A 23,792-nucleotide genomic window follows, 5' to 3' on the forward strand; every position below is an offset into this window, starting at 1 on the left:
TTGCCTTCTCAGAAGGCGAGTGTCCGGTAAAGCCTAGCGCAAGGCAGGGGGCTGAGATGAGTTGTCGCTGATCCAGGCCCTATAGGGTCTGGCTCGCGTATCATCTACGGGCTGATTCTCGCGATCCCTGATTTGGAGTCCGTTCTGATGCGCATCTTGCACGGCGCGCCCGCTTTGTCCGATTTTCGTCTGTCCAAGCTCGAGGCGCGGTTGCGCGCATCCGCTGTTCCCGATTGCAAGCTGACGGCTGAGTTCGTGCACTTCGCCGATCTGGCGCGGCCACTCGATGCCGCTGAAGAGGCCGTGCTAGTCAGATTGCTGCGCTATGGTCCAGCGCCCGAGACGCCTGATCGATCGACGCCGGAGCTCAAAGAGGATTCCACCCCAGGCTTGAGCGACAGTGCAGTCCTCGCCGCTGGAGCTGGATCTGGAACTGCGGTCGCCTCTGCTGGCGCCGATGCGCTCAGCGATGCTGCGCTGCTTCTCGTCGTGCCGCGGCCGGGAACCATCTCGCCTTGGTCATCGAAGGCGACCGACATCGCCCAGCACTGCGGACTGGACGCTGTGCGCCGGCTCGAGCGTGGTACCGCTTATCGCTTGCAGCCGCTGACCGCAGAAGGCCTCGACGAGACCGCGCTCGCGACCGCTGCCGCGCTGCTGCACGATCGCATGACCGAGGTCGTGCTGCGCGATCCGGCCGAGGCCGCGCGCCTGTTCATGCAGGCTGAGCCGCGCGCGCTAACGCGGGTTCCCTTGCTGGCCGGGGGGCGCGCGGCACTGGAGCAGGCCAATATCGGGCTTGGCCTCGCGCTCTCCGCCGACGAGATCGTTTATCTCGCCGAGCGTTTTACCGCGCTCGGCCGCGATCCGACCGACGTCGAGCTGATGATGTTCGCGCAGGCCAATTCCGAGCACTGCCGCCACAAGATCTTCAATGCCGACTGGGTCATCGACGGCGAGCCGCAGCCGCAGTCGCTGTTCGCGATGATCCGCCATACAACAGCCTGCTCGCCGGCGGGCGTGCTCTCCGCCTACAAAGACAACGCTGCGGTGATCGCCGGCTGGCCAGGCCAACGCTTCGCCGCGTCCGGCGAGGGCGACGGCCGCTATCGACGCAGCGATGAGCCGCTGCACATCCTGTTCAAGGTCGAGACCCACAACCATCCAACCGCGATTGCGCCCGATCCAGGCGCAGCGACTGGCTCCGGCGGCGAGATCCGCGACGAGGGCGCGACCGGCCGTGGCGCCAAGCCGAAGGCCGGCCTTTGCGGCTTCTCGGTCTCGAATCTGCGCATCCCCGGCGCCGAGCAGCCCTGGGAGCACGATTGGGGCAAACCAGGGCGGATCTGCTCGGCGCTCGAGATCATGCGCGATGGGCCGATCGGCGCCGCCGCCTTCAACAACGAGTTTGGTCGCCCGAACCTGGCCGGCTACTTTCGCAGCTTCGAGCAGCAGGTACCGCGGGCGGGCAGCGGCGTCGAGGAGCAGGGACCGCGCGCTGGGGGTGACGTCGAGCTGCGCGGCTATCACAAGCCGATCATGCTCGCCGGCGGCGTCGGCACGGTGCGCGCGATGCATGTCGAAAAGGGTGAATTTCCGGCGGGTGCGCCGCTGGTCGTGCTCGGTGGGCCGGCAATGCTAATCGGCCTCGGCGGCGGTGCGGCCTCGAGCATGGCCAGCGGCACCAGCGCCGAGGATCTCGATTTCGCCTCGGTGCAGCGTGCTAACCCGGAGATGCAGCGTCGCTGCCAAGAGGTCATCGACCGCTGCAATGCGCGCGGCGAGGCGAGCCCGATCCTGTTCATCCACGATGTTGGCGCCGGCGGCTTGTCGAATGCGCTGCCGGAATTGGTGCACGATGGCGGCCGCGGCGGGCACTTCGAGCTGCGTCGGGTACCGAATGCCGATCCAGGCATGTCGCCGATGGAGATCTGGTGCAACGAGGCGCAGGAGCGCTATGTGCTGGCGATCGATCCGGCGAGGCTGGCCGAGTTCGAGGCCATCTGCGCGCGCGAGCGCTGCCCCTATGCGGTGGTCGGCGAGGCGACCGATGATGAGCAGTTGAGCCTGAAGGACAGCCAGTTTGGCACTGTCCCGATTGAGATGCCGCTGTCGCTGCTGCTCGGTAAACCGCCACAGATGCAGCGCGATGTGCGCTCGGATGCGGCCGTTGGTGATCCGCTCGATCTGGCTGCAATCGACCTGGCCGAGGCGGTTGGGCGCGTATTGCGCCTGCCGACGGTGGCCGCTAAGGGCTTCTTGATCACGATTGGCGATCGCAGCGTCGGCGGCTTGGTTGCGCGCGATCAGATGGTCGGCCCCTGGCAGGTGCCGGTGGCCGACTGCGCGGTTACGCTGACCGATTTCGATGGCTGCCACGGTGAGGCCATGTCAGTTGGTGAGCGTGCCCCGATCGCGCTGCTCGACGCGCCGGCCTCGGGGCGGATGGCCGTGGCCGAGGCGGTCACCAACATGGCCGCCGCCGATGTCGCCGCGCTCAGCGATCTGCGACTCTCGGCGAACTGGATGGCTGCAGCGGGACATCCGGGTGAGGATGCGCGGCTGTATGAGACGGTGCGCGCGGTCGGCCTCGAACTTTGTCCAGCGCTGGGCATTGCGATCCCGGTTGGCAAGGACTCGATGAGCATGAAGACGGTCTGGGAGCGGCCAATATCGGAACAGGAAGCCGCTTCTGCGGCGGATGACGTTGACAGCGGATCGACAGAAAGCACTGGCATTGCGCAGGTTACGAACAGCTCAGAAAGTCGCGGCGCTGCTGGCGATGATGGACGTACGGAGCGCGTCGAGATGGCCGCGCCGCTCTCGCTAGTGATCTCGGCAGTGGCGCCGGTACCTGATGTGTGCCGCTGCCTGACGCCCTGGCTGCGACTCGATCTCGGCGACACGGTGCTGGTGCTGATCGATCTCGGGCGCGGGCAGGATCGCCTTGGCGGCTCGGCGCTGGCCCAGGTTTATGAGCACCTCGGCGAGGTGCCTCCGGATCTGGATGACGCCGAACTGCTGAAGGGCTTTTTCGCCGCGATCCAGATGTTGCGCGCCGACGGGCTAATGCTCGCCTATCACGATCGTTCCGACGGCGGCCTGCTCGCGACCCTGTGCGAGATGGCCTTTGCCGGACGCTGCGGGATCGACTGTGATCTGGGCGCACTGCCCGGGCTCGGTGATGCGGCTGAAGAAGACGAGGCGCTTTCGGTTTCGGTCGCTCAGGGCGACGCGTCTGCAGCGGGTATTGCGAAGACAGCGAATGTCGCGAGCGCTGGCGGGGGTTCAGCCGGGGATGCGTTGCGCGGGACGCGGCGCGACCCGCTCGCCGCGTTGTTCGCCGAGGAGCTTGGTGCGGTCCTGCAAGTGCCTGCGTCTGAACTGGCGGCGGTGATGAAAAGGCTCGCCGACCATGGCCTCGGCGCCTGCGGCCAGGTGCTTGGCGTACCGCGCACCGACGGCTTGATCCGCATCCGCCAAGGTGATCGGCTGCTCTTCGAGGCCAGTCGCGCCGAGCTGCAACAGGTCTGGTCCGAGACCAGTTGGCAGATGCAGCGCTTGCGCGACCATCCGGACTGCGCCGATGAGGAATTTGCCCGCATTGCCGCCGACGAGGCCTCTGCGCAGATCAGCGCCGATGCGTTGGGTCTAACAGTCAGATTGCCGTTCGATCCGGACGAGGACATCGCCGCGCCTTTGATTGCGACGGGTGCCCGACCACGACTCGCGGTACTGCGCGAGCAGGGTGTTAATGGCCAGATCGAGATGGCCGCTGCCTTCGATCGCGCCGGTTTCGACTGCATTGATGTGCACATGTCCGACCTGCTCGAGGGTCGTCTGGGGCTCGACGGCTTCCAGGGGCTGGCTGCCTGCGGGGGCTTCAGCTATGGCGACGTGCTCGGCGCTGGCGAGGGCTGGGCCAAGACCATCCTGTTCAATCCCCGCACGCGCGCGCAGTTCGAGGCCTTCTTCGCGCGCTCAGACCGCTTTGCGCTCGGCGTCTGCAATGGCTGCCAGATGCTCGCCAACCTGCGCGAGTTGATTCCCGGCACCGAGCATTGGCCGCACTTCGTGCGCAATCGCTCGGAGCAATTTGAGGCGCGGCTGCTGATGGTAGAGGTGGCGCCTTCGCCATCGATCCTGCTGCAAGGGATGCAGGGCGCGCGGTTGCCGATCGTCGTCTCGCACGGCGAGGGCCGCGCCGAGTTTCGTGACTTGGCGCAGCAGCGGGCCGCAGGGCCGATGACCGCGCTCCGCTACATCGAGGCCGATGGTGAGCCGGCCATCCGCTACCCGGCCAACCCGAACGGCTCGCCAGATGGCATCACTGGGCTCTGCAACACCGACGGTCGCGTCACCATCATGATGCCGCACCCGGAGCGAATCTTCCGTACCGTTCAGCAGTCCTGGCATCCGGACGATTGGGGCGAGGATAGCCCCTGGATGCGGCTGTTTCGCAATGCGCGCGTTTGGCTGGAGTAAGCGTTAGAACTGCTTCACCTTGATATTCATCGTCTGAATCCGATAGGCGATCTGGCGTGGTGTCATGTTGAGCAGGCGCGCGGCCTTGGCCTGGACCCAGCCGGCTTGCTCCAGCGCGGCGATCACCCGCTCGCGCTCGTCGACGTCCGGGTCTTCGAAGTCGATCGCGTCGTCTGCGGCGCCAGCGCTTGAGCCCAAGCCAGCGGGCGAAGAAAACGCCGCGCGCGGTTCCGGCAGGTTGCCGACATCGAGCCCAGTGAGGTCGATCACGTCGCGGTCGATGATGCCGCATTCGCTCATCACCGCCGCGCGCTCCATGCAGTTCTCGAGTTCGCGCACGTTGCCGGGCCAGTCGTAGCGCATCAGCACGCGCAGCGCGCTGTCGGTGATGCTGAGCTCGCGACCCTGCTGCTTGGCGACTTTGGCGACCAGGAACTGGGCCAGCTCGGGCACATCTTCGATGCGCTCACGCAGTGCTGGCATCACGATCGGCATCACATTGAGCCGATAGTAGAGGTCTTCGCGGAACTCGCCGGCCTTGACCTCCTGCTCTAAGTTGCGATTGGTGGCCGCGATCACCCGCACATCGACCTTGATGGTGCGGCTGCCGCCGACGCGCTCGAATTCGCCCTCCTGCAGCACGCGCAGCAGTTTGGCCTGGAAGGCTGGGCTGATCTCGCCGATCTCATCGAGAAACAGGGTGCCGCCGTCGGCCTGCTCGAAGCGGCCCTTGCGCTGGCTCACCGCGCCGGTGAAGGCGCCTTTCTCGTGACCGAACAACTCGGATTCGAGCAGATTGTCGGGCAGCGCCGCACAGTTGAGCTTGACGAAGGTACTCTGTGCGCGCGGCGAGTTGTAGTGGATGGCGTTGGCGATCAGCTCTTTACCGGTGCCGGATTCGCCACGCACCAAGACCGTGGTATTCCATTTCGCGACCTGACGCACCTGTTCGAAGACGATACGCATGCGCTGGGTGTGGCCGATGATGCTGTCGAAGCCGTGTGTGCCTTTGACATGGCGGCGTAGGGCATCGCGCTCCTCGCGCAGCGCGCGGCGCTCAGCATCGACCGAGCGTGCCAGCAGCACCGCCTGGCCGATGAGATTGGCGACCATCTCGGCGAAACGCGCGCGCTGTTGCAGGTGCTCATCGCGCACCGACGGCTGCAGCGCGAACACCCCCACAGCAGGCCCGTCGCCGATGCGGATCGGCACGCCGATGAAGGGCAGGTCGCGGTTGAACATGCCGAGCTTGTCGAGGAAGCGGGGCTCGTCACTGACCCGTTCCAGCAGCCATTCGCGGTTGGTCTCGAGGATGTGCCCGATGACGCCCTCGCCACGGCGATAGCGCACCTTCTCGAACGGGGCCGCGTCGTCGTCGTGCAGGGCGCTGATCAGTAGATCACCGGATTCCTCGTCGAGCAGGCTGACCATGCCGAGGCAGAGACGGCCACGCTCGTGGAGGGTTTGCAGGACCGCGCGCAGGGTCTCGCTGAGCTGCAGTGAGCGACTGAGGATGCGGCTGACATCAAAGAGCGCGGCGAGCTGCGCCTCGAGCAGATCGGCCCGGTTCATGGCTGGTCCTGTTTCTGGGGGCGTACCGGCGGTTGTATTGGAGGCCGCTTCTGGGCGCGTCACGATGCGCATGTCCAGCGCTGGCGCGTCCGCGAATTCCTTGTCGTCTATCGTCACTGGATCTCGGTCAGTCACGGGGCAGGGCGTTGGTTAGGGTGACAAGGAGGCGGCAGCCATTGCTGTAGTCTGGATCAATCTCGATGCTGCCGCCATGCTGGTTGGCGATCTCCTGCGCGAGCGGCAATCCCATGCCGGCACGGCCGCGACGGTTGCGCCAGCCGATATAGAAAGGCTCGAAGGCTTTGTAGCGATCGCCGCTCGGGAAGCCCGGGCCGCTATCCTGGATGCAGACCTCAACCGCGTCATCGAGCGCGCGGGTGCTGATGTGCAGCTCGCGCTGGCCGGTTGCACCCTCCCGGGTTGCTTGCAAGGCGTTGTCGATCAGGTTCTTGAACAGCGAGCGGAGCTCGGTCTGCCGGGCGGTGATCTCGGGCAGCACATGCGCCGGGCGCCAATCGACGGTGACACCAGAGGCCAACAATGCCTCGGTTTCGAGCGCGAGGACATGGCGCACGAGCTCGTTGACGTTGACGCTGACGCCGGCCTCAATGATCTCGTCTGGGAGTGCCGCTTGCAAGGTTTTCAGCGCCTGCTCGCTGGTCTCGGTGATCTGCGCGAGGGTCGGTGCAAAGCCCTCGAGGGTACCGGCGCCATTGGCGAGCATGGCGCTGGCGGCGCGGAGCAGATTGAGTGGGGTCTGAATCTGGTAGCTGGCCGCGGTCAGTGCCTCGCGCATGCCCTGGGTCAGGCGTTGCTCGGCGATGCGGGCGCGCAGGTGCTCCAGGTGCGCGCGCTCGATCTCGCGATGGCGGGCGGTGACATCGGTGGCCAGCAGCAACAGACGCGCGTCACCATGCTTGCCGCGTCCAAAGTAGCTACGGGCGCTGCCGTCTTGCTCACTGATGCAGGTGCCGGAGCAGGAGAACCAACGCGGTCCGAGGTGGCCGGGAGCCTCGAGACTGACCTCGACATTCTTGAAGTCCTCACCTTTGCCGCTGGCGGGAACGGTACGATCGATGGGATCGAAGCCGGCCTGCTCGCGCAGCGCAGCGCGGATCAGCGGTAAGGGCTCGCGACCGCGCAGGTCGCCAAAGAGCTTCTTGTACTCCATGTTGTCGAGAATGATCTCGCCCTCGGCATCCAGCAACACCATCACCGTTGGGGCCGCGTCGAGCACATTCTCGATACGCGTCTTCTGCTGCCTGAGAGCGGAGGCCAGCTCATGCTCGCGCGTCACGTCTCGATGCATGCCGAGGAAGTAGGCAATCTCGCCGCTGCTGTTGAGCACGGGCGAGATGACCAGTTCGGCGAGGTACTCATCGCCTCCCTTACGCTGGTTGACCAGGGTGCCGGTCCAGGTCTTCTTGCGCTGGATGGTGCGCCAGAGCTGCCGGTAGATGCTGTCGGGTGTCGCATTGCTCGATAGGATCGACTGATTCCTGCCCAGTACCTCATCGCGGAGATAGCCGGTCAGGTGCTCGAAGGCTGCGTTTACATAGAGGATATTCGCCGTCGAGTCGGTGATCGAGATGGCGACTGGGGATTGCTCCACGGTCTCGAAATAGAGCCGGGGCGGCAACGGATCAGCGGCATCACCGGCCATCAGTCGGAGGGCGGTGATGACCTCGGGCGGAGTGCCTACAGGCGGCTCGCGTAGGAAGCCTTCGATGGCATTGCGCACCATCGACTCGTCGTTGTCCGAGGTGGCCATGGCAGAGGGGCTGGCAGCGATCTTTGTGGGCGGGTTGTGGTGGGGCTGCGAATGGGATGCACTGCCCTCGGGGGATGATCGAGCCATGGGTGTCTCCTCTATCCTGACCTGTCGTTGTTGTGCCTGTGCCGCGCGCAATCAGAAGCCGATGATCGGCCACGCCGCGGGCCTACTATTTAAGCATACTTCATGCCAGGTTTCATGCCGTTTTACGCGTTCTGCTGTTGCCTACTGCTGCCTTGCCCTGACTAGCCCTGACTTGCACTGCATCGACCTGCAACAGCGTCCGCCTTGTCGGTTTTACGACAATGTGCTGCACCGCAGCATCTTGGCTGTCTCGTCCACGACAGTCACGGGGCAGCTCGTTGGCATCGGTCAGTGTCACTCGGACAAAGGCAATGCCGGCCAAGGCCCGGTTTGATGCGGTTTTCGCCCAGCGCTGGATTGATCTGCGCCACTGATGGCGGTGGTTGCGGCGTGATGGCATCAGGTTTGCTTTATGACCGCCAGCCTCGAGTGCGAGCGGCCTTGGCTGCGCGCTCACTGCCAGCTTTCGGAGCGCCTTGCCGATACGCCATGACCGAATCTCTGATGCTCATCCTCGCCACCGCCCTGGTGAACAATGTGGTGCTGGTCAAATTTCTTGGCCTCTGCCCCTTCATGGGCGTCTCCGGGAAGCTTGATACAGCGCTGGGCATGGGATTGGCAACCACCTTCGTGCTGACCCTGGCTGCAGCGGCGAGTTGGCTGCTAGAGCATTGGGTGCTGGAGCCGCTGGAGATCGGCTTTCTGCGCATCCTGACCTTCATTTTGGTGATCGCGGCAGTGGTGCAGTTTACCGAGATGATGGTGCGCAAGCTCTCGCCGATGCTGTATCAGGTGCTCGGCATTTTTCTGCCATTGATTACCACCAACTGCGCGGTGCTCGGTGTGGCGCTGCTCAATGTGCAAGAGCAGCATAGCTTTGTCGAGAGCCTGCTGTATGGCTTTGGCTCGGCGCTGGGTTTCACGCTGGTGATGGTGCTGTTCGCGGGACTGCGCGAGCGCCTGGCGCTGGCGCAGGTGCCGGCGACCTTCGCCGGGGCGCCGATCGCCTTTATCGTCGCCGGGCTGTTATCCCTAGCCTTCATGGGCTTTGCTGGGCTGGCCTGAAGTTCGTGAAGCACAGGCGCTCCGGTGCGGTGACTGACGCTTTTGACTGACTCATCATCATTGGAGCATGTCGACATGATGGTTTCTGCAATCCTGAGCTTGACCACCCTTGGCCTGGGGCTGGGCGCGCTGCTCGGCGTGGCGGCACGCTTCCTGAAGGTCGAGGAGAGCCCACTGGTGGCCGAGATCGAAGCCTTATTGCCTGGATCGCAGTGCGGCCAGTGTGGTTTTCCTGGCTGCGCCCCGGCAGCAGCGGCGATTGCCGAGGGCAAGGCCCCAGTAACGCTCTGTCCGCCGGGTGGCCGGGCGTTGGTGCAGGCGCTCGCGGAACGCTTGGGGGTGAGTGTGGATCTGAGCGCCGTCGCCGAGCAGGCGCCGCAGGTTGCTTTTGTGCACGAGAAGCTCTGCGTCGGCTGCACCAAGTGCTTCAAGCGCTGCCCGACCGATGCCATCGTCGGCGCCAAGGACCAGATCCATGCGGTGTTCGAGGATGCCTGCGTGGGCTGCGGCGACTGCGCTGAGGTCTGCCCAACCGAATGCATTGAGATGCGTCCCGCCACGCTCACACCGAGCAATTGGGTCTGGCCCAATCCGCTGGCTGCATGAGCCAGAGGCTGCACTTGCTGAGAGAGTCCCGCATGCGCTTATTCAACATCCGCGGTGGTGTTCATCCGGAGGATCGGAAAGATCGCTCCGCTGGTCGGCCCATCGAGCCGCTACCGCTGCCGAAGTTGCTGCACATCCCGCTACAGCAGCATATCGGCGCGATCGCCAATCCGCTGGTGCAGCGGCGCCAATACGTCGCCAAGGGCGAGCTGATCGCGCGTGCCCAGGGCGCGGTCTCGGCGCCGATCCACGCGCCGACCTCGGGTCGAATCGTCGGCCTCGGGCTCTATCCGGCGAATCATCCCTCCGGGCTCTCGGTGCGGACCATCAGCCTGCAACCGGATGGCAAGGATCGCTGGCATAAGCGCATCGCCGGAGTCGATGATCCCTTTGCATTGGAGCCTGACGAGATTGCCCGACGGGTCGCCGAGGCCGGCGTCGTCGGCATGGGTGGCGCCACCTTCCCAGCGGCGGTCAAGCTCGGACTCGGCAAGCGTTATCGGCTCTCGACCTTGGTCATCAACGGCTCCGAGTGCGAGCCTTATCTAACCTGCGATGATCAGCTGATGCGCGAGCAGGCGGCAGCCGTTGTCGATGGTGCGCGGATCATGGCGCATGCGCTCGGTGCGAGCCGCCTGATCATCGGTATCGAGGGCAACAAGCCCGAGGCGCTGACGGCGATGCAGAATGCTACCGCCGATCTCGATGGGGCCGAGGTGGTGCGTCTGCCGCTGCGTTATCCGATGGGCTCGGAAAAGCATCTGGTGCAGACGCTGACCGGCCAGGAGACGCCGGCGCGCGGCCTGACCGCCGATATCGGCGTGGTGGTGCACAATCCGGCCACCGCCTTCGCTGTGCGTGAAGCGCTGCGCTTCGGCCATCCGCTGGTCTCGCGTGTGATCAGCGTCACCGGCGGGGCGATCAGCGCGCCAAAAAATCTGCGCGTGCTGATCGGCACCAAGATCGAGGATCTGATCGAGCATTGCGGGCGCTTTTGCGAGGAGCCCGCGCGCCTGATCGCTGGCGGGCCGATGATGGGGCAGTCGATTCCAGAGCTGCGGGTGCCGGTGATGAAGGGTACCAACGGCATCCTGGCGCTGACCGCAGCCGAGACTGGCTTGCGCGAGCCTGCCCCTTGCATCCGCTGCGGCAGTTGCGTGCAGGCCTGTCCCTGCGGTCTGCTGCCGCTTGCCATGGCGGCCCAGGTGCGCGCCGGCGATCTCGATGCCGCGGTCGCGAACGGGCTGATGGACTGCATCGGCTGTGGCTCTTGCGCCTACGTCTGCCCGGCGCATCTGCCGTTGGTTCAGTGCTTCAACCATGCCAAGGGCGAACTCGCCGCGCGTGGGCGCGCCAAGCAGAAGCAGACCGAGACCAAGCGCCTGGCCGAACAGCGGGCGCAACGGTTGGAGGCACAGAAGCGAGCTAAGCGTGAGGCGATGGCCAAGCGCAAGCGCGAGGCGGATGCGAAGAAGCAGGCCGAAGCTGCTGCAAATGAGGCTACTGCGAAGCAGGCGGCAGTAACGGGGCAGGTCACCGCGGAGGTGGATGCATGCTAACTCCATCAGTGGTCGCCAGCCCCCATGCGCATGCGCCGGTCAGCATCGAGCGGACTATGCGGCTGGTCATGCTGGCGTTGCTGCCGGCAACCTTGCTTGGCCTTTGGCAGTTCGGCTGGCCAGCGATCTTTCTGTTCTTGGTGACGCTCTGTGCTGCGCTGCTATTCGAGGCACTGGCGCTAATCCTGGCTGGCAAGCCGCTTAAGCCTAGCCTGCTCGATGGCTCGGCCCTGCTCACTGGCTGGCTGCTGGCGCTGACCTTGCCGCCTTGGGCGCCTTGGTGGATTGGCTTCCTGGGGGCTTTCGTGGCGATTGTCATCGGCAAGCAGGTGTTCGGCGGGCTCGGCCAGAATCTGTTCAACCCGGCGATGGTGGCGCGGGTGGTGTTGCTGGTCTCCTTTCCATTGGAGATGACGCAGTGGGTAGGGCCAGAGCCGTTATTTTTCGCGCAGGCGCCAGGCCTCGGTGATGCCCTGACTATCAGCCTGGACGGGCTGGCTGCGCCCTGGGATGCCATGAGCGGGGCCTCGATCCTTGGCCAGGTCGATCTGGCCCTGCAGCAAGGCGGCGATCTGGGTGCGGCGATGCCGGCGCTGTTCCCGCCGTTGAGCGCGCTGCTCGGCGGCATCCCCGGCAGCCTGGGTGAGACCTCGGCATTACTGCTGCTGCTCGGCGGACTCTTCCTGCTACGCAAGGGCGTGATCGACTGGGTGATTCCGGTCGCGGTGCTACTCGGCGTCGTGGTTCCCGCTAGCCTGTTGCACCTGATTGACCCGAGCCGCTTCGCCGCTCCGCTGCTCCACCTGCTCGCCGGCGCCACCTTACTGACGGCCTTCTTCATCGCCACCGATCCGGTCACCTCGCCGGTCTCGCGGATGGGGCAGGCGGTGTTTGGTGCTGGCATCGGCTTGCTGATCTATCTGATCCGCACCTTTGGTGCCTATCCCGAGGGCGCCGCCTTCGCGATCCTGCTGATGAACGCGGCAACGCCGATGCTCGATCATTATCTGAAGCCGCGCATCTTCGGTCGCGATCGGCGCGGGCAGCCGCTGCCGGTGCCCGAGGAGGCGACTGGCCAGGCGACGGCGGGTCATGCAACTGCACCTGCTACCGGGGAGGGCAAGTGATGAACGAAGATCAGGGATCATCTCGAGCCTTGTCCCGCCTGCGGCCTTGGGTGTTGCCGAAACTCGACCGTGAAGGAATCGGCTATCAAACGCTGCTACTCGGGGGCTTCGCGCTCGCGGCCTCAGCGCTGCTGGTAGTTGGGAATCTGCTCACCAAGGGGCCGATCGCTCAGCGCGAGGCCGAGGATCTGCGCGCGTCACTAGAACAGGTGATCCCCGACTCGCTGCATGACAACGATCTGCTCGCCAATCCCTTGCTGCTGCCACGCTGGACGGCGGGCGCGGGTAGCGCGATGAGTAGCGCGGCGGTAGCCGCTGCAAAATCAACCGCGGGCGCCGATGCGGGTCCGACGGCGAGGCCTGCCGCCCGCCGCCAGGGTGCCGATGCGATCACTGTCTACCGCGCGCTCGACGGGCTGGATGTGACCGCCGTCGCGTTCGAAACCCTCGGCCAGGGCTATGCCGGCCCGATCCGCGTGCTGCTCGGTATCCGCGCCGACGGGCGCATCCTCGGCGCGCGCGTGCTCTCGCATAGCGAGACGCCGGGCCTCGGCGACAAGATCGAGATCAGCCGCGACGATTGGATCACGGCCTTCAATGGTCTCAGCCTGCGCGATCCGCCGCCCGAGCGCTGGGCGGTGAAGAAGGACGGTGGCGTCTTCGATCAATTCAGCGGCGCGACCATTACTCCGCGCGCCGTGGTCGCGGCGATCAAGAGCGGGCTCGAGACCTTTGCCGCAGAGCGCGATGCGTTGACCGCCTCGGCCGTCATCAGGGTTGAGACCAGCCAATGACTCACCGCTCTTTTCGGACTTGCTGTGTCAGCACCATCGGTCGAGCACTCCTTGTTCAGCTGCGCCCCTGGTTCAGATCCAAGCGCTTGTTCGATGATTTTTTGGCTCACTGGACGCTTTTGTGATGACCGCAGACGGCGATGAAACCACGCGCGAACGCACCCCTTGGGGCCAGATCGCTCGCGATGGGCTCTGGGACAACAATGTGGTGCTGGCGCAGATGCTCGCGCTCTGCCCACTGCTGGCGGTCACCGGCACCGCCACCAATGGCCTCGGGCTCGGGCTTGCCTCGCTGGTGGTGATGGTAGCCTCCGGGCTGCTGGTGTCGAGTCTGCGCGGACTGATCACGCCGCAGGTGCGCATTCCGGTGTTCGTGCTCATCATCGCCACCCTGGTGACCCTGGTCGATCTGGCGATGAACGCCTGGCTGCACGATCTGCACAAGGTGCTCGGGCTGTTCATTCCGCTGATCGTCACCAACTGCGCGATTCTCGGTCGCGCCGAATCCTTCGCCTCGCGCAATCGGGTCGCGCCGGCGGTGTTCGACGGCCTGATGATGGGCATCGGCTTCACGCTCGTGCTGATGACGCTCGGCGCGCTGCGCGAGATCATCGGCTCCGGCACCCTGTTCGCCAATGCTTCCTTGTTGCTCGGCGAGACGATGGGCTTCTTGGAGATGACGCTGATTCCGGACTATCGCGGCTTCCTGCTGATGATCCTGCCGCCCGGCGGCTTCCTCGCGCTTGGCTTTCTGCTCGCCGGGCAGCGCTTGCTCAAGCGCTTCCGGCTGCCAATAGGGCGCGGCGCCGCCAAGACCTCGGCCGCCTCGCGCTGAGCCTGTTTTCATGGAGCCAGCAATTCCCGGTGAACACTAACCTGCTGAAAAATTCGGCCGTATTTTTGCGAGAACCGCTGATAAGGAGCAGATGAACCCATGCACATCGGTGTCGCCTACGCAGACAAGTTTAAACGCACCTGGCTTCGGCTTGATGTCCCGGACGGCAGCACGCTGCGCGAGGCGATCGAGCACTCCGGCCTGCTGCGTCAGTACCCGGATATCGACCTCGACATCCAGCGCGTCGGCATCTTCGGTAAGCTCAGCAAGCTCGACACCCCGGTCAGCGATGGCGACCGCGTCGAGATCTATCGCCCCATCACCGTCGATCCCGAGACGGTCGAGCGGCGCGATCAGTGAGGGGCGTGCCTGATCGGCAGCATGTCGTAGACCGGCGCTAACCCTGCAACGATTCTTGCAACGATATTAGGGGCGATCGATCAAATCAATCAAATCGTTATGCCGGTTCAACGCCTGGTTCGTGAAACGATCCTTGACCGGCTAGTGCAGCATCTGCGTCGCAATCAGTCCTTTTAGGGCGCCCGGCTCGGTGAACTCAACCGTCTTGTCAGTGTAGTAGTTGGCGCGCGTGTATTGGCTGATCCCAACGGCGCGCGCGGACTCAACGGTGGCGAGCACATAGAGCGGCACGGCACGGCGCTGAGCGTCGAGCCAGGTCATTTGTGCTTCCATCAATCGGTGCGCGCTGGTAGCCGCAAATACGGCAATCGGGGTCTTGCTGCAGAGATACAGGTCAGCCAAGATAGATTGGCTCTCATCGGCGGGCACATTGCGGTGTGTCTCGATCTGAGCGTCGCGCGCGACGGCCTCGATGAGCGCAACCACCTGTTCACGAAACACAGAGGCCACACGCGACCTTGGCTCAATCGCCAAACCCTGGAGTTGAGCCGCTGCTTCGGCAACGGCCAGCACGCCGGCCTCGAGGTTGGCGTCATCAGCGAACGCAACGAGCTGCTCGCCATCTTCATCAACCCGCACCCCAAGCAGTTGTGGCAGTACCGCCAAGCGCGCCTGTAAGCGCGTGCTCTCTGGATCAACGCCAGCGGCTGCAAGCCGAAACAACGCCTCACCGTTGTCATCCAATCGCCACCAGCGATCCGATTCGCGGCTCACGAAGACCACCACACGATCACCGTCGTCATAACGCCAAGGCGTGACGATGTGGCCATCCGCGTCCACAGCCGGGCCTACCCATGAAAATTCACGGCAAAGCGTTTGCAGGTTCATAACAGTTGCTCGTCGTCAGGCGCGATACGGATGCCGCAGCGCTCACAAAACAGCGAGATCAGTTGGTTGCGATCTTGCTGGTTCTCCGGGTCCAAGGCGGTTGGTGCGTGTAACGCTAGTTCTGGCGCTCCGGGTAGCTGGCGCTCGGTGTAATCCCTGGTTGTCTTGCAGTTCACCAACACATGCACACCCTTGTGACTCGGATGGTAGTGCAAGATCAGCAGCGGCAACAGACCACGCTGCGTTTGCTGAAACAGATAGCCAAAGAATGCGCGGCGCACTCGCGTCTCGCCCGAGCGAACCAGGAACAACACGCAGAGATCATCAGCCACTTCGAGTAGGCCGCTGTGGCTTAACCTGGGGCCTCCGAGCTGCTGCAGGGGCTTTGGCAACTGCCGCCGGCGCAGCGGCTTGAAGGACACCGCGCGTAGACGCTTCGGTCGGCACTTGAGCGCCTTCAGTTCAGCGCGATTCACAACGCCCCACCTTGCCAGACACAGCGCCCTGCAGCGAGTGCGCGTTCGAACTCCTCGATCGGCATCGGCCGGGCGAAATAGTATCCCTGGTACCGATCGCAGCCGAGGGCGGCGAGGCGCTCGCGCGCGGTCTCGGTCTCGACGCCCTCGGCGATGACGGCAAGCCCCAGGCTTTGTCCGAGCGTGACGATGGTGCGCACGATGGCGACATTGCTGTGATCCGACTCCAGATCGCGCACGAACGACTGATCGATCTTCAGCTCATCCACCGGCAACTGCTTCAGGTACGACAGCGACGAGAAGCCGGTGCCGAAATCATCCAGCGAGAACCTGATCCCCAGCGTCTTCAACCGCCGCATGGTCTCGGTGACCCGATCGAGGTCATCGAACAGCAGGCTTTCGGTGATCTCGAGCTTGAGCAGATTGGGATCGGCCTGCGCACAGTCCAGCGCCTCGGCGACTCGTTCGATGAAATTCGCCTGCTGAAACTGTTTCGGACTGACGTTGACCGACAGACTGAGCTGTTTCAGCCGCGGATCATGCCGCCAGCGCGCCAACTGCTCGCAGGCGCTGTGCAAGATCCACTGGCCCATCGGCAGGATCAAGCCCGACTCTTCCGCCAAGGGGATGAAATCGCCGGGGGAGATCAGGCCCTTGCTCGGATCTTGCCAGCGCACCAAGACCTCGGCGCCGACCGCTTGGCCTTGGCGATCGACCAGCGGCTGAAAATGCAGCCGCAACTGCTCGGGGATGGCCTTACGCAGCAGGGCCTCGAGCTCGACCCGATGCTCCAAGGCCTGCTGCATGCCCTGATCGAAGAAGTGCAGGCAATCGCGACCGATCTTTCTCACCTGCAGCATGGCCGCATCGGCACGCTTGAGCAGCGCGGTGACGGAGTCGGTGGCGCCATCAAAGAGGCTGACGCCCATGCTGGCGGTGATGACATACTCGCTACCATCGATCTGAAGCGGCTGGCGGATCGCGGCCAGCAGGCGCTCGCCGGTGTGCTTCGCTTGCAGCAGCGAGGCCTCGGCCTGGGTGTCGAGGTTTTCGATGATGACGACGAATTCATCGCTGCCGAGACGGGCGACGGTATCGTCACCAGCGACCGCGGCGACCAGATTGCGAGCGATCTCGATCAAGACCTTATCGCCGACGTCATGGCCTTGGGTGTCGTTCAGCGCGCTGAAGTCGTCGAGGTCGATGAAGAACACCGCGCCGTGATGCCGCGACCAGTCGCTGGTGCGCAAGGCCTGTTGCAAACGGTCGATGAAGAGTCGGCGATTGGGCAGCTTGGTCAGTACATCGAAGTAGGAGAGGCTGTGAATCTGGGCCTCGGCCTGCTTGTGCCGAGAGAGATCCTCAAAGGCGCCGACATAATGGCTGACGCGGCCTTCCTCGTCGGTGACCACGGAGATGTGCAACCATCCTGGATAGATCTGACCGTTCTTGCGCCGGTTCCAGATCTCGCCTTGCCATTGCCCGTGCTGGTTGAGATCCTTCCACAGCTCGCGATAGAAGGCGGCACCATGGCGCCCCGACTTCAGTAAGGCGGGCGTCTGTCCAATGACCTCGTCCTGGCGGTAACCGGTGGTCTCGCGGAAGGCGCGATTGACGCGCAGGATGCGTTGCGCCGCATCGGTGACGACCATCGCTTGTCGGGTCTCGAAGGCGGTGGCGGCGATGCGCATCTCGCGCTCCGCCTCTTTCTGCCGCGTGATGTCCTCGGTGAAGATGACGATACCGCCAATCGACGCATCGGCCCGATACCAGGGCCGCACCTCCCAGCGTTGCCACTGGGTGCGGCCATCGGGGCGGATGAAACAATCGCTCTCTGCGCGCAGCACCTCGCCGCGCAGGGCGCGTTGATGGATCTCGCGCCAGCGTTGCGGGATCTCGGGAAAGACCTCGTAATGACCGCGGCCGGTGAGATCTTGTCGGGACAGCGCATAGTCCTTCAGCCAGCGGTCGCTGACCAGCATGAAGCGCAGCTCGGTATCGAACATCGCCAGTGCCGCCGGGGCGTGCTGAATGAACAGCCGCTGCCGGGCCTCGCTTTCGAGCAGGGCGGTTTCGGCCTGCTTGCGGACATCGATATCCTTGATGACGGCGATGAAATAGTCGGGCCGACCGCGCTCGTCACGCACCAACGCCAAGGTGAGATAGACCCAGAGCACCTGACCATCCTTGCATTGGTAGCGCTTTTCCAACGCGGCATTGTCGCATTCGCCGTCGAGGATAGCCCGCACCAAAGCCCGCTCCGCGTCCTGATCGTCGGGATGCGTGAGATCCTGGAACCGGCGCCCCATCAGCTCGGCGGCGGAATAGCCCAGGATGGCGCAGAGCTTCTGGTTGACTCGCAGCCAGCGTCCGTCCGTCGCGACCTCTGCAATGCCCATCGCCGCCTGCTCGAAGGTGGCCAGGAAGCGCGCCTCGCTGCGCTGGAGCTGGCGCTGGCGGACCGACAACATGCCGGAGAGCAGCAGCGCGGTGGCGACGACAAAGGCGATGCCCTTGTACTGCTGCCACTGCACCAGCTGCGCGGTATTCTGGGCGAATAGGCCGAGCAGCCAGTCGGAGAAGATGATCCACAGGCTGCCGAAGGCCAGATAGACCAGGATGATCACTGTCGTGGCGCGGTTCCAACGCATGCCAGGGTTCCATGACCGGTGATGGTGGCGCGATTATGCCGCAGCGCGGCGGCGCGTGCAGCTGGCCGGCGAGCACCGCCAGCACCTCGCCCTCCAGCCACTTGAGATCCTCAAGCGTCAGATAGGCTCATTCGCCGCATGGCGGCCTTCTGGTCGCCAGCGGTTCGGGCATGGGCGAACGCTGATCGGGCAAGGATGACGACGTGATGACGCCAAGAAGATTCTAACAGGCTGATTAGCCTACAAAGATGGTGCCGAGGAGAGGACTTGAACCTCCACCTGGTTTCCCAGACATGGACCTGAACCATGCGCGTCTACCAATTCCGCCACCTCGGCTAGGTGGGATGTCGATGGCTGCAACCACGACAAGCCCGCAAGCTTAGTGAGACAGCAGGGGCTTGTCAACGGTAGACTAGCGAAATCATTGGACGCAGCAAGAGTACAGCGTGGCACGACGAAAAAAAGCTCAAACCGCCCGGGATCTCGATCCGCATCGGCAACGGGAAGCGAAGAAGTACGACAATCCCATTCCTAGTCGGGAGTTCATCCTCGAAAAATTCACGGAGCATGGCGCCCCGCTTGGCTTCGACGAGGCCGCAGCGCTGCTCGGGCTGACGGCTGAGGAGGATCTGGTTGCGCTCGGGCGGCGGCTCGGGGCGATGGTGCGCGATGGCCAACTGCTTCGGAACCGCCGCGAGGCCTTCTGCCTGGTCAACAAGCGGGATCTGATCGCCGGTCGGGTGATCGGCCATCCAGATGGCTTCGGCTTCGTCAAGCCGGACGATGGCGGTGACGATCTCTATCTCTACCCGAAGGAGATGCGTGCTGTCTTTCATGGTGATCGGATTGTGGCGCGGGTTACCGGCAAGGATCGGCGTGGCCGGCTCGAAGGGGCGGTGGTCGAGATCCTTGAGCGTAATACTAAGAGCGTCGTTGGCCGGCTGAATTCAGAGAGCGGCGTCGGCTTCGTGGTGCCCGACAATAAGCGCCTGACCCATGATGTGATCATCCCGAGCGATCGCCTCGGCGGCGCCGAGCAGGGCCAGATCGTGGTCGCCGAGATCACCGATCAGCCGACCAAGCGCACCCAGCCGATCGGTCGCGTCGCCGAGGTGCTAGGCGAGCACATGGCCGCCGGCATGGAGACCGATATCGCAATCCGCGCGCATGATCTTCCGGTCCATTGGCCGCCAGAGGTCGAGCAGGCCATCACGGCCTTCGGTGACGAGGTTCCCGAGGTAGTGAAGGCTGGCCGCACCGATCTACGCAATCTGCCGCTGGTGACCATCGACGGCGCCGATGCGCGTGACTTCGATGACGCCGTCTACTGCGAGCGCAAGCCGAAGGGCTGGAAGCTACTGGTCTGCATCGCCGATGTCTCGGCTTATGTCACGCCCGATAGTGCTTTGGATCAGGAGGGCTTCGAGCGCGGCAACTCGGTCTACTTCCCGGATCGGGTGATTCCGATGCTGCCGGAGGTGCTCTCGAACGGGCTCTGCTCGCTAAACCCCAAGGTTGACCGGCTCTGCATGGCTTGCGAGCTGTATATCAGCCGTGAGGGCAAGGTGACGCGGACGCGCTTCTTCGAGGCGGTGATGCGCTCGCAGGCGCGTCTGACCTACGATCAGGTCGCCGCTATGCTGGTCGAAGAGACTGTCGAGTTGAGTGAGCAGTACGCCGAGATTCTGCCGCATCTGCATGAGCTCTATGCGCTCTATCAGGCGCTACTCGACGCCCGTGCCGCGCGCGGCGCGATCGACTTCGATACCGTCGAGGCCCAGTTCATCATCGATGAGGGCGGGCGGATCTCGGGCATCGAGCCAAGGGTGCGCAATGATGCTCATCGCATCATCGAGGAATGCATGCTGGCCGCGAATGTGGCTGCGGCACGGCTGTTCCAGCGCAAGAAGATGCCAGCGCTCTATCGCATCCATGAAACACCCAAGGAAGAGAAGCTCTCTGATCTCCGCGACTTCCTGGCCGAACTGGGCCTGAACCTGCCGGGCGGCAATAAGCCGACGGCCAAGGACTACGGCACTCTGCTCGATGCGGTGCGCGGTCGGCCAGACTTCCATCTGATCCAAACGGTGCTGCTGCGCTCGATGCAGCAGGCGATGTATAGCTCGGATAATGTTGGCCATTTTGGGCTGGCTTACGATGCCTATACCCATTTCACCTCGCCGATCCGCCGCTATCCGGATCTGATCGTCCACCGCATCATCAAACACATCCTCGCCGGTGGCACGGCGGCCGATCTCGACTACTCGAAACCAGAGCTGCAGCAGGTTGGCGAGCATTGCTCGGGCACCGAGCGACGCGCCGATGAGGCCACCCGTGACGTCGAGCATTGGCTCAAGTGCGAGTTCATGCGCGACAAGCTGGGCGAGGAGTTTGATGGCACCATTACCAGCGTCCAGGGCTTCGGCCTGTTCGTTGAGCTGGATGGGGTCTATGTCGATGGGCTGGTACACATCACCGCCCTCGATAACGACTACTATCACTTCGATCCGGTTGGGCATCGGCTGACCGGCGAGCGTACGGGCCAGGTCTATCGGCTAGGTGATCGGCTTCGGGTCAAGGTTGCGGCGGTGAATCTCGAAGACCGCAAGATCGACTTCGTGTTGGCCAAGCCGATTGTCGAAGCCGCACCGAAGCGACGCTCGCGCTCGCGGCGGCGCAAGAAGCCGACGGCTTGAGCAATGGACTGGCTGTCCTTACTAATGGCTAGACCATATAAAGCCTTGTTTTATCATCGCTTAATCTGTATGCATCGGTGCTATCTGCGGCTCATAGGATGAGCAGCCCCTCTAATACCGCTGCAACCATCGGCATCAACAGCGTTCGCAGTGCGCTCAAGTTCGGTTCCGATGGTGTTCTGGAGCTGTGGCTGGAGCGGACCCGGCGTGATCGTCGCCTCGCGGAATTGGCCGCACTGGCGCGCGAGGCCCGTGTCGTCGTTCGCCAGGCGACGCGCGATGAACTGGACCAAGCGTCGGATGGCGGTAACCACCAGGGCGTGCTCGCTTGGGTGCGGATGCCGGCGGCGCGCACCGAGCATGAGTTAGAGCGCCTGCTGGATGCCGCCGAGCAGCCACCGCTGCTGTTGGTGCTCGATGGCGTGACCGATCCGCATAACCTGGGCGCCTGCCTGCGCAGTGCCGATGGCGCCGGTGCGACCGCAGTGATCGCACCCAAGGACAAGGCGGTTGGGCTGACGCCCGTGGCGGTCAAGGTCGCGAGTGGCGCGGCCGACTCGGTGCCCTTTGTCCAGGTTACCAACCTGGCGCGCACACTCGAGTCGCTGAAGGCGCGCGGCCTCTGGCTGGTTGGGCTAGCGGATGCAGCCCCGGCAACGCTGTTTGAGACCGACCTCTCCGGTCCAACGGCCTTGGTGCTTGGCAGTGAGGGCACTGGCCTGCGTCGGCTGACGCAGGAGCGCTGCGATCTGCTGGCCTCCTTACCCATGCGCGGTCGGGTCGAGAGCCTTAACGTTTCGGTCACAGCCGGTATCTGCCTCTATGAGGTGGTCAGGCGACGCCTCGGAGGATAAGAGCGGGCCTCAAGTATTGAATCTGCGCGCATCTGCGTTATCTGCGGTTTTACCATTTACGCGCTCGGCTTTGACGCGGGCTGAGGCCCCAGATCAGGGCGCGAGGGCCGATCGTCGGACTCGGCATTAGCCTCTGATGCCGACGACCCTGGACTCTGCGCAAAGAGCGCAAGCAACATCATCGCGATGATGCCGATCCAAAGTCCACCGGCGACCGGCCAGTGGCGCAGGGTGGCCTCTCGATCGACCTCGGAGCGCCTGAGGACGCGCTCAAATCCGCCGATCGCGGCCTGGCTGATGCGGTCCTGTAAGGCGCTGGTCGGTCGCCAGAGCCGCTGCCAGAAAGCCACTGCAAGCCGACCCACAGGGCGCGCCAGCACGAGGAGGTCACCGGCAGGGATGAGTCCGATCACCGGCGACAGCCAGGCCGGATGGCGCCAGGCGCCGATCGCGATCAGCCCAGCGAGGCCGATGCCCAACATGACGGTCAGCCAATCGCTGAGCCAGCTTGCGGGCTTGCCGAGGGCGAATGGGAATAGGATCACCAACGCGAGCAACAGCGACCAGGCGATGCCAGGCCAGAGTAGCCCCGGCTGCGGGTGGTGTTTGCTGCCTCGGCTCATCACCCAAATGAAGCGCGCCATGAGCAACGTGGTGCCCAAGGTGGCAACGGTGACTGCAGCCGCTACCCAGGGCCATTCAGCGCCTGCTAACACGGGCTTCAAGGCATACTTTGCAACCGCGCCGCTGGTGAAGGGCGCACCAGCCAAGGCCAACGCAAGGATGAACAATCCGCCGAGCACCAGTGGCTGGATGAAGCCAGGTTGCCCTGGTGCTTGCTTGCGCAGCCCAACGCCGAGGAACAGGCCGCCCTTCGCCAGCCCGTGCTGCGCGGCGTAGAGGCTGATGGCAGCGACACCGACCGGCGCCAAGCCAGGCTCCATCAGCACCAGCCCCAGACAGAGCATCAGCAGACCCATCTTGCTGATGCTGGAGTAGGCCAGGATGGCCTTGGGGTCTGATTGCACGACGCCAATCGGGAGTGCATAGAACAGCGTGAGCACACCGCCGGCAGCTAACAGCCCACCCCACTCGGGCAAGGCGATGGCGCCAACCGGCAAGAAGCGCAGCCAGCCGAGGATGGCGACCTTGATCATCGCGCCGCTGAGCACCGCGCTCGCCGGCACCGGGGCGGCAGGATGCGCCAGGGGCAGCCAGAGATGCAGTGGCACCAGCCCGGCCTTGACGCCAAGCCCGACCAGTGCGAGCGCGATGGGCAGGCCAGTGAGCTGGGTCAGATCCTCGGGCGAGGGCTCGGTCGTGCCGGTCTGCTGGGCAATCATCACCAGCGCGGCAAACAGGCTCACCTCGCCGAGCAGCGCCATCACCAGGTAGACCTTGCCGGCGCGCAGTGCGAGAGGGCTGCCGTCGTGGACCACCAGCCCATAGGCGGCGAGGCCCATCATGGCAAAGCCGGCATAGAAGCTGAACAGATCCTGGCCGACGATGAGCCAGAAGTTACCGGCCATGGTGAGCAGAAAAACGGCGTGGAAGCGTCCGGCATTGGGCGTGCCGCGAAAGGCGAAGGCGGCGTAGATGCCGGCGGCGAGCCAGAGGATGGCCGTGAACAGCAGATAGACCTGCGCGGTGGCATCGAGCCCAAGGGCGGTGCCAAGGAACAGCCAGGGCAGTTCCAGCCGGGTGCCAACGCTCAGGGTCAGGGCGGCGACCAAGGCTGGCAGCGGGCCGAGCATCGGCAAGATCCAGCGCCAGCGCACGGTTGCCGGGCGGTTGCCCATGTGGGTGCCCATATGCGTGCCTGGGTGAGTGCCCAATGGGGCGCTGTGGCAGCTAACTCGTGCGGCTGACTGCCAACGGCCACCTTGGAATGCCGTCGGCCATGCCAAGAGCAACGGCCAACCCCAAGCAAGGAGCAGCAGCCAGGGTGTCATCCGGTTGGCCCCGA

General features: G+C 64.2%; 16 protein-coding genes and 1 tRNA gene. 10 read left to right on the forward strand and 7 right to left on the reverse strand.

The features are described from left to right. Positions 1-147: 147 nt before the first annotated feature. A complete protein-coding gene (gene purL / locus VBE63_RS06340; protein ID WP_323682162.1) occupies positions 148-4,485 on the forward strand; it encodes a phosphoribosylformylglycinamidine synthase in 4,338 nt (1,445 codons plus the stop codon). Positions 4,486-4,488: 3 nt separating this feature from the next. On the opposite strand, the gene nifA is transcribed toward purL, so the two are convergent. Next, complete coding sequence (gene nifA / locus VBE63_RS06345) at positions 4,489-6,057, reverse strand: nif-specific transcriptional activator NifA (protein ID WP_323682177.1); 1,569 nt, start codon at positions 6,055-6,057, stop codon at positions 4,489-4,491. Positions 6,058-6,184: 127 nt separating this feature from the next. Then, the gene (nifL, locus tag VBE63_RS06350) at positions 6,185-7,915 is read right to left on the reverse strand and encodes a nitrogen fixation negative regulator NifL (protein ID WP_323682163.1); all 1,731 of its coding nucleotides are present in this window, start codon (positions 7,913-7,915) and stop codon (positions 6,185-6,187) included. A 489-nt stretch (positions 7,916-8,404) separates the two neighbouring features. Between nifL and rsxA the strand changes: the two genes are divergently transcribed. The 7 genes from rsxA (at position 8,405) to VBE63_RS06385 (ending at position 14,261) form a co-directional block, all read left to right on the forward strand. Next, positions 8,405-8,980: an electron transport complex subunit RsxA gene (gene rsxA, locus VBE63_RS06355; RefSeq protein WP_201246821.1), complete on the forward strand. Its 576-nt coding sequence runs from the start codon at positions 8,405-8,407 to the stop codon at positions 8,978-8,980. Positions 8,981-9,058: 78 nt separating this feature from the next. Further along, complete coding sequence (locus VBE63_RS06360; RefSeq protein ID WP_323682178.1) at positions 9,059-9,586, forward strand: RnfABCDGE type electron transport complex subunit B; 528 nt, start codon at positions 9,059-9,061, stop codon at positions 9,584-9,586. Between the two features lie 32 nt (positions 9,587-9,618). After that, positions 9,619-11,145 (forward strand): electron transport complex subunit RsxC, encoded by a 1,527-nt coding sequence (rsxC, locus tag VBE63_RS06365; protein ID WP_323682164.1) that lies wholly within the window; start codon positions 9,619-9,621, stop codon positions 11,143-11,145. Next, positions 11,139-12,272 carry an RnfABCDGE type electron transport complex subunit D gene (locus tag VBE63_RS06370; RefSeq protein ID WP_323682165.1) on the forward strand — a complete coding sequence of 378 codons (1,134 nt, stop codon included), beginning with the start codon at positions 11,139-11,141 and terminating at the stop codon, positions 12,270-12,272. Before rsxC ends, VBE63_RS06370 begins: the two co-directional genes overlap by 7 nt. After that, on the forward strand, positions 12,272-13,066 hold the full coding sequence (locus VBE63_RS06375; protein ID WP_323682166.1) for an RnfABCDGE type electron transport complex subunit G: 795 nt from the start codon (positions 12,272-12,274) through the stop codon (positions 13,064-13,066). The genes VBE63_RS06370 and VBE63_RS06375 overlap by 1 nt, the downstream gene beginning before the upstream one ends. 124 nt (positions 13,067-13,190) lie before the next feature. Then, positions 13,191-13,901, forward strand: a complete 711-nt coding sequence (locus VBE63_RS06380; protein ID WP_323682167.1) for an electron transport complex subunit E — start codon at positions 13,191-13,193, stop codon at positions 13,899-13,901. Positions 13,902-14,000: 99 nt separating this feature from the next. Further along, entirely contained in the window at positions 14,001-14,261 is a 261-nt protein-coding gene (locus VBE63_RS06385; RefSeq protein ID WP_323682168.1) for an RnfH family protein, read from the forward strand. Positions 14,262-14,402: 141 nt separating this feature from the next. On the opposite strand, the gene VBE63_RS06390 is transcribed toward VBE63_RS06385, so the two are convergent. The 4 genes from VBE63_RS06390 to VBE63_RS06405 all read right to left on the reverse strand — a co-directional run bounded on the left by VBE63_RS06390 (position 14,403) and on the right by VBE63_RS06405 (position 18,612). Continuing rightward, a complete protein-coding gene (locus tag VBE63_RS06390) occupies positions 14,403-15,149 on the reverse strand; it encodes a DUF1828 domain-containing protein (RefSeq protein ID WP_323682169.1) in 747 nt (248 codons plus the stop codon). After that, the gene (locus VBE63_RS06395; RefSeq protein ID WP_323682171.1) at positions 15,146-15,625 is read right to left on the reverse strand and encodes a hypothetical protein; all 480 of its coding nucleotides are present in this window, start codon (positions 15,623-15,625) and stop codon (positions 15,146-15,148) included. The genes VBE63_RS06390 and VBE63_RS06395 overlap by 4 nt, the downstream gene beginning before the upstream one ends. Continuing rightward, positions 15,622-18,276 (reverse strand): EAL and GGDEF domain-containing protein, encoded by a 2,655-nt coding sequence (locus VBE63_RS06400; protein ID WP_323682172.1) that lies wholly within the window; start codon positions 18,274-18,276, stop codon positions 15,622-15,624. Before VBE63_RS06400 ends, VBE63_RS06395 begins: the two co-directional genes overlap by 4 nt. A gap of 249 nt (positions 18,277-18,525) precedes the next feature. Beyond that, a tRNA-Leu gene (locus VBE63_RS06405) sits at positions 18,526-18,612 on the reverse strand. A gap of 110 nt (positions 18,613-18,722) precedes the next feature. On the opposite strand from VBE63_RS06405, the gene rnr reads away from it, so the two are divergent. Beyond that, positions 18,723-20,972 carry a ribonuclease R gene (gene rnr, locus VBE63_RS06410; RefSeq protein ID WP_323682173.1) on the forward strand — a complete coding sequence of 750 codons (2,250 nt, stop codon included), beginning with the start codon at positions 18,723-18,725 and terminating at the stop codon, positions 20,970-20,972. Between the two features lie 98 nt (positions 20,973-21,070). Next, positions 21,071-21,826: a 23S rRNA (guanosine(2251)-2'-O)-methyltransferase RlmB gene (rlmB, locus tag VBE63_RS06415; protein WP_323682174.1), complete on the forward strand. Its 756-nt coding sequence runs from the start codon at positions 21,071-21,073 to the stop codon at positions 21,824-21,826. Positions 21,827-21,882: 56 nt separating this feature from the next. On the opposite strand, the gene VBE63_RS06420 is transcribed toward rlmB, so the two are convergent. Further along, positions 21,883-23,792, reverse strand: a 1,910-nt coding sequence (locus VBE63_RS06420) for a complex I subunit 5 family protein (RefSeq protein ID WP_323682175.1), incomplete at its 5' end; no start/stop codon positions are given.

The organism is Lamprobacter sp., assembly GCF_034860625.1.
Taxonomy (GTDB): domain Bacteria; phylum Pseudomonadota; class Gammaproteobacteria; order Chromatiales; family Chromatiaceae; genus Lamprobacter.

What these genes read in the sequence shown, in the direction of transcription:
- purL (WP_323682162.1), top strand. Translation starts at nt 148, where the DNA reads ATGCGCATCTTGCACGGCGCGCCCGCTTTGTCCGATTTTCGTCTGTCC.
- nifA (WP_323682177.1), bottom strand. Translation starts at nt 6,057, where the DNA reads ATGAACCGGGCCGATCTGCTCGAGGCGCAGCTCGCCGCGCTCTTTGAT.
- nifL (WP_323682163.1), bottom strand. Translation starts at nt 7,915, where the DNA reads ATGGCTCGATCATCCCCCGAGGGCAGTGCATCCCATTCGCAGCCCCAC.
- rsxA (WP_201246821.1), top strand. Translation starts at nt 8,405, where the DNA reads ATGACCGAATCTCTGATGCTCATCCTCGCCACCGCCCTGGTGAACAAT.
- VBE63_RS06360 (WP_323682178.1), top strand. Translation starts at nt 9,059, where the DNA reads ATGGTTTCTGCAATCCTGAGCTTGACCACCCTTGGCCTGGGGCTGGGC.
- rsxC (WP_323682164.1), top strand. Translation starts at nt 9,619, where the DNA reads ATGCGCTTATTCAACATCCGCGGTGGTGTTCATCCGGAGGATCGGAAA.
- VBE63_RS06370 (WP_323682165.1), top strand. Translation starts at nt 11,139, where the DNA reads ATGCTAACTCCATCAGTGGTCGCCAGCCCCCATGCGCATGCGCCGGTC.
- VBE63_RS06375 (WP_323682166.1), top strand. Translation starts at nt 12,272, where the DNA reads ATGAACGAAGATCAGGGATCATCTCGAGCCTTGTCCCGCCTGCGGCCT.
- VBE63_RS06380 (WP_323682167.1), top strand. Translation starts at nt 13,191, where the DNA reads ATGACCGCAGACGGCGATGAAACCACGCGCGAACGCACCCCTTGGGGC.
- VBE63_RS06385 (WP_323682168.1), top strand. Translation starts at nt 14,001, where the DNA reads ATGCACATCGGTGTCGCCTACGCAGACAAGTTTAAACGCACCTGGCTT.
- VBE63_RS06390 (WP_323682169.1), bottom strand. Translation starts at nt 15,149, where the DNA reads ATGAACCTGCAAACGCTTTGCCGTGAATTTTCATGGGTAGGCCCGGCT.
- VBE63_RS06400 (WP_323682172.1), bottom strand. Translation starts at nt 18,276, where the DNA reads ATGCGTTGGAACCGCGCCACGACAGTGATCATCCTGGTCTATCTGGCC.
- rlmB (WP_323682174.1), top strand. Translation starts at nt 21,071, where the DNA reads ATGAGCAGCCCCTCTAATACCGCTGCAACCATCGGCATCAACAGCGTT.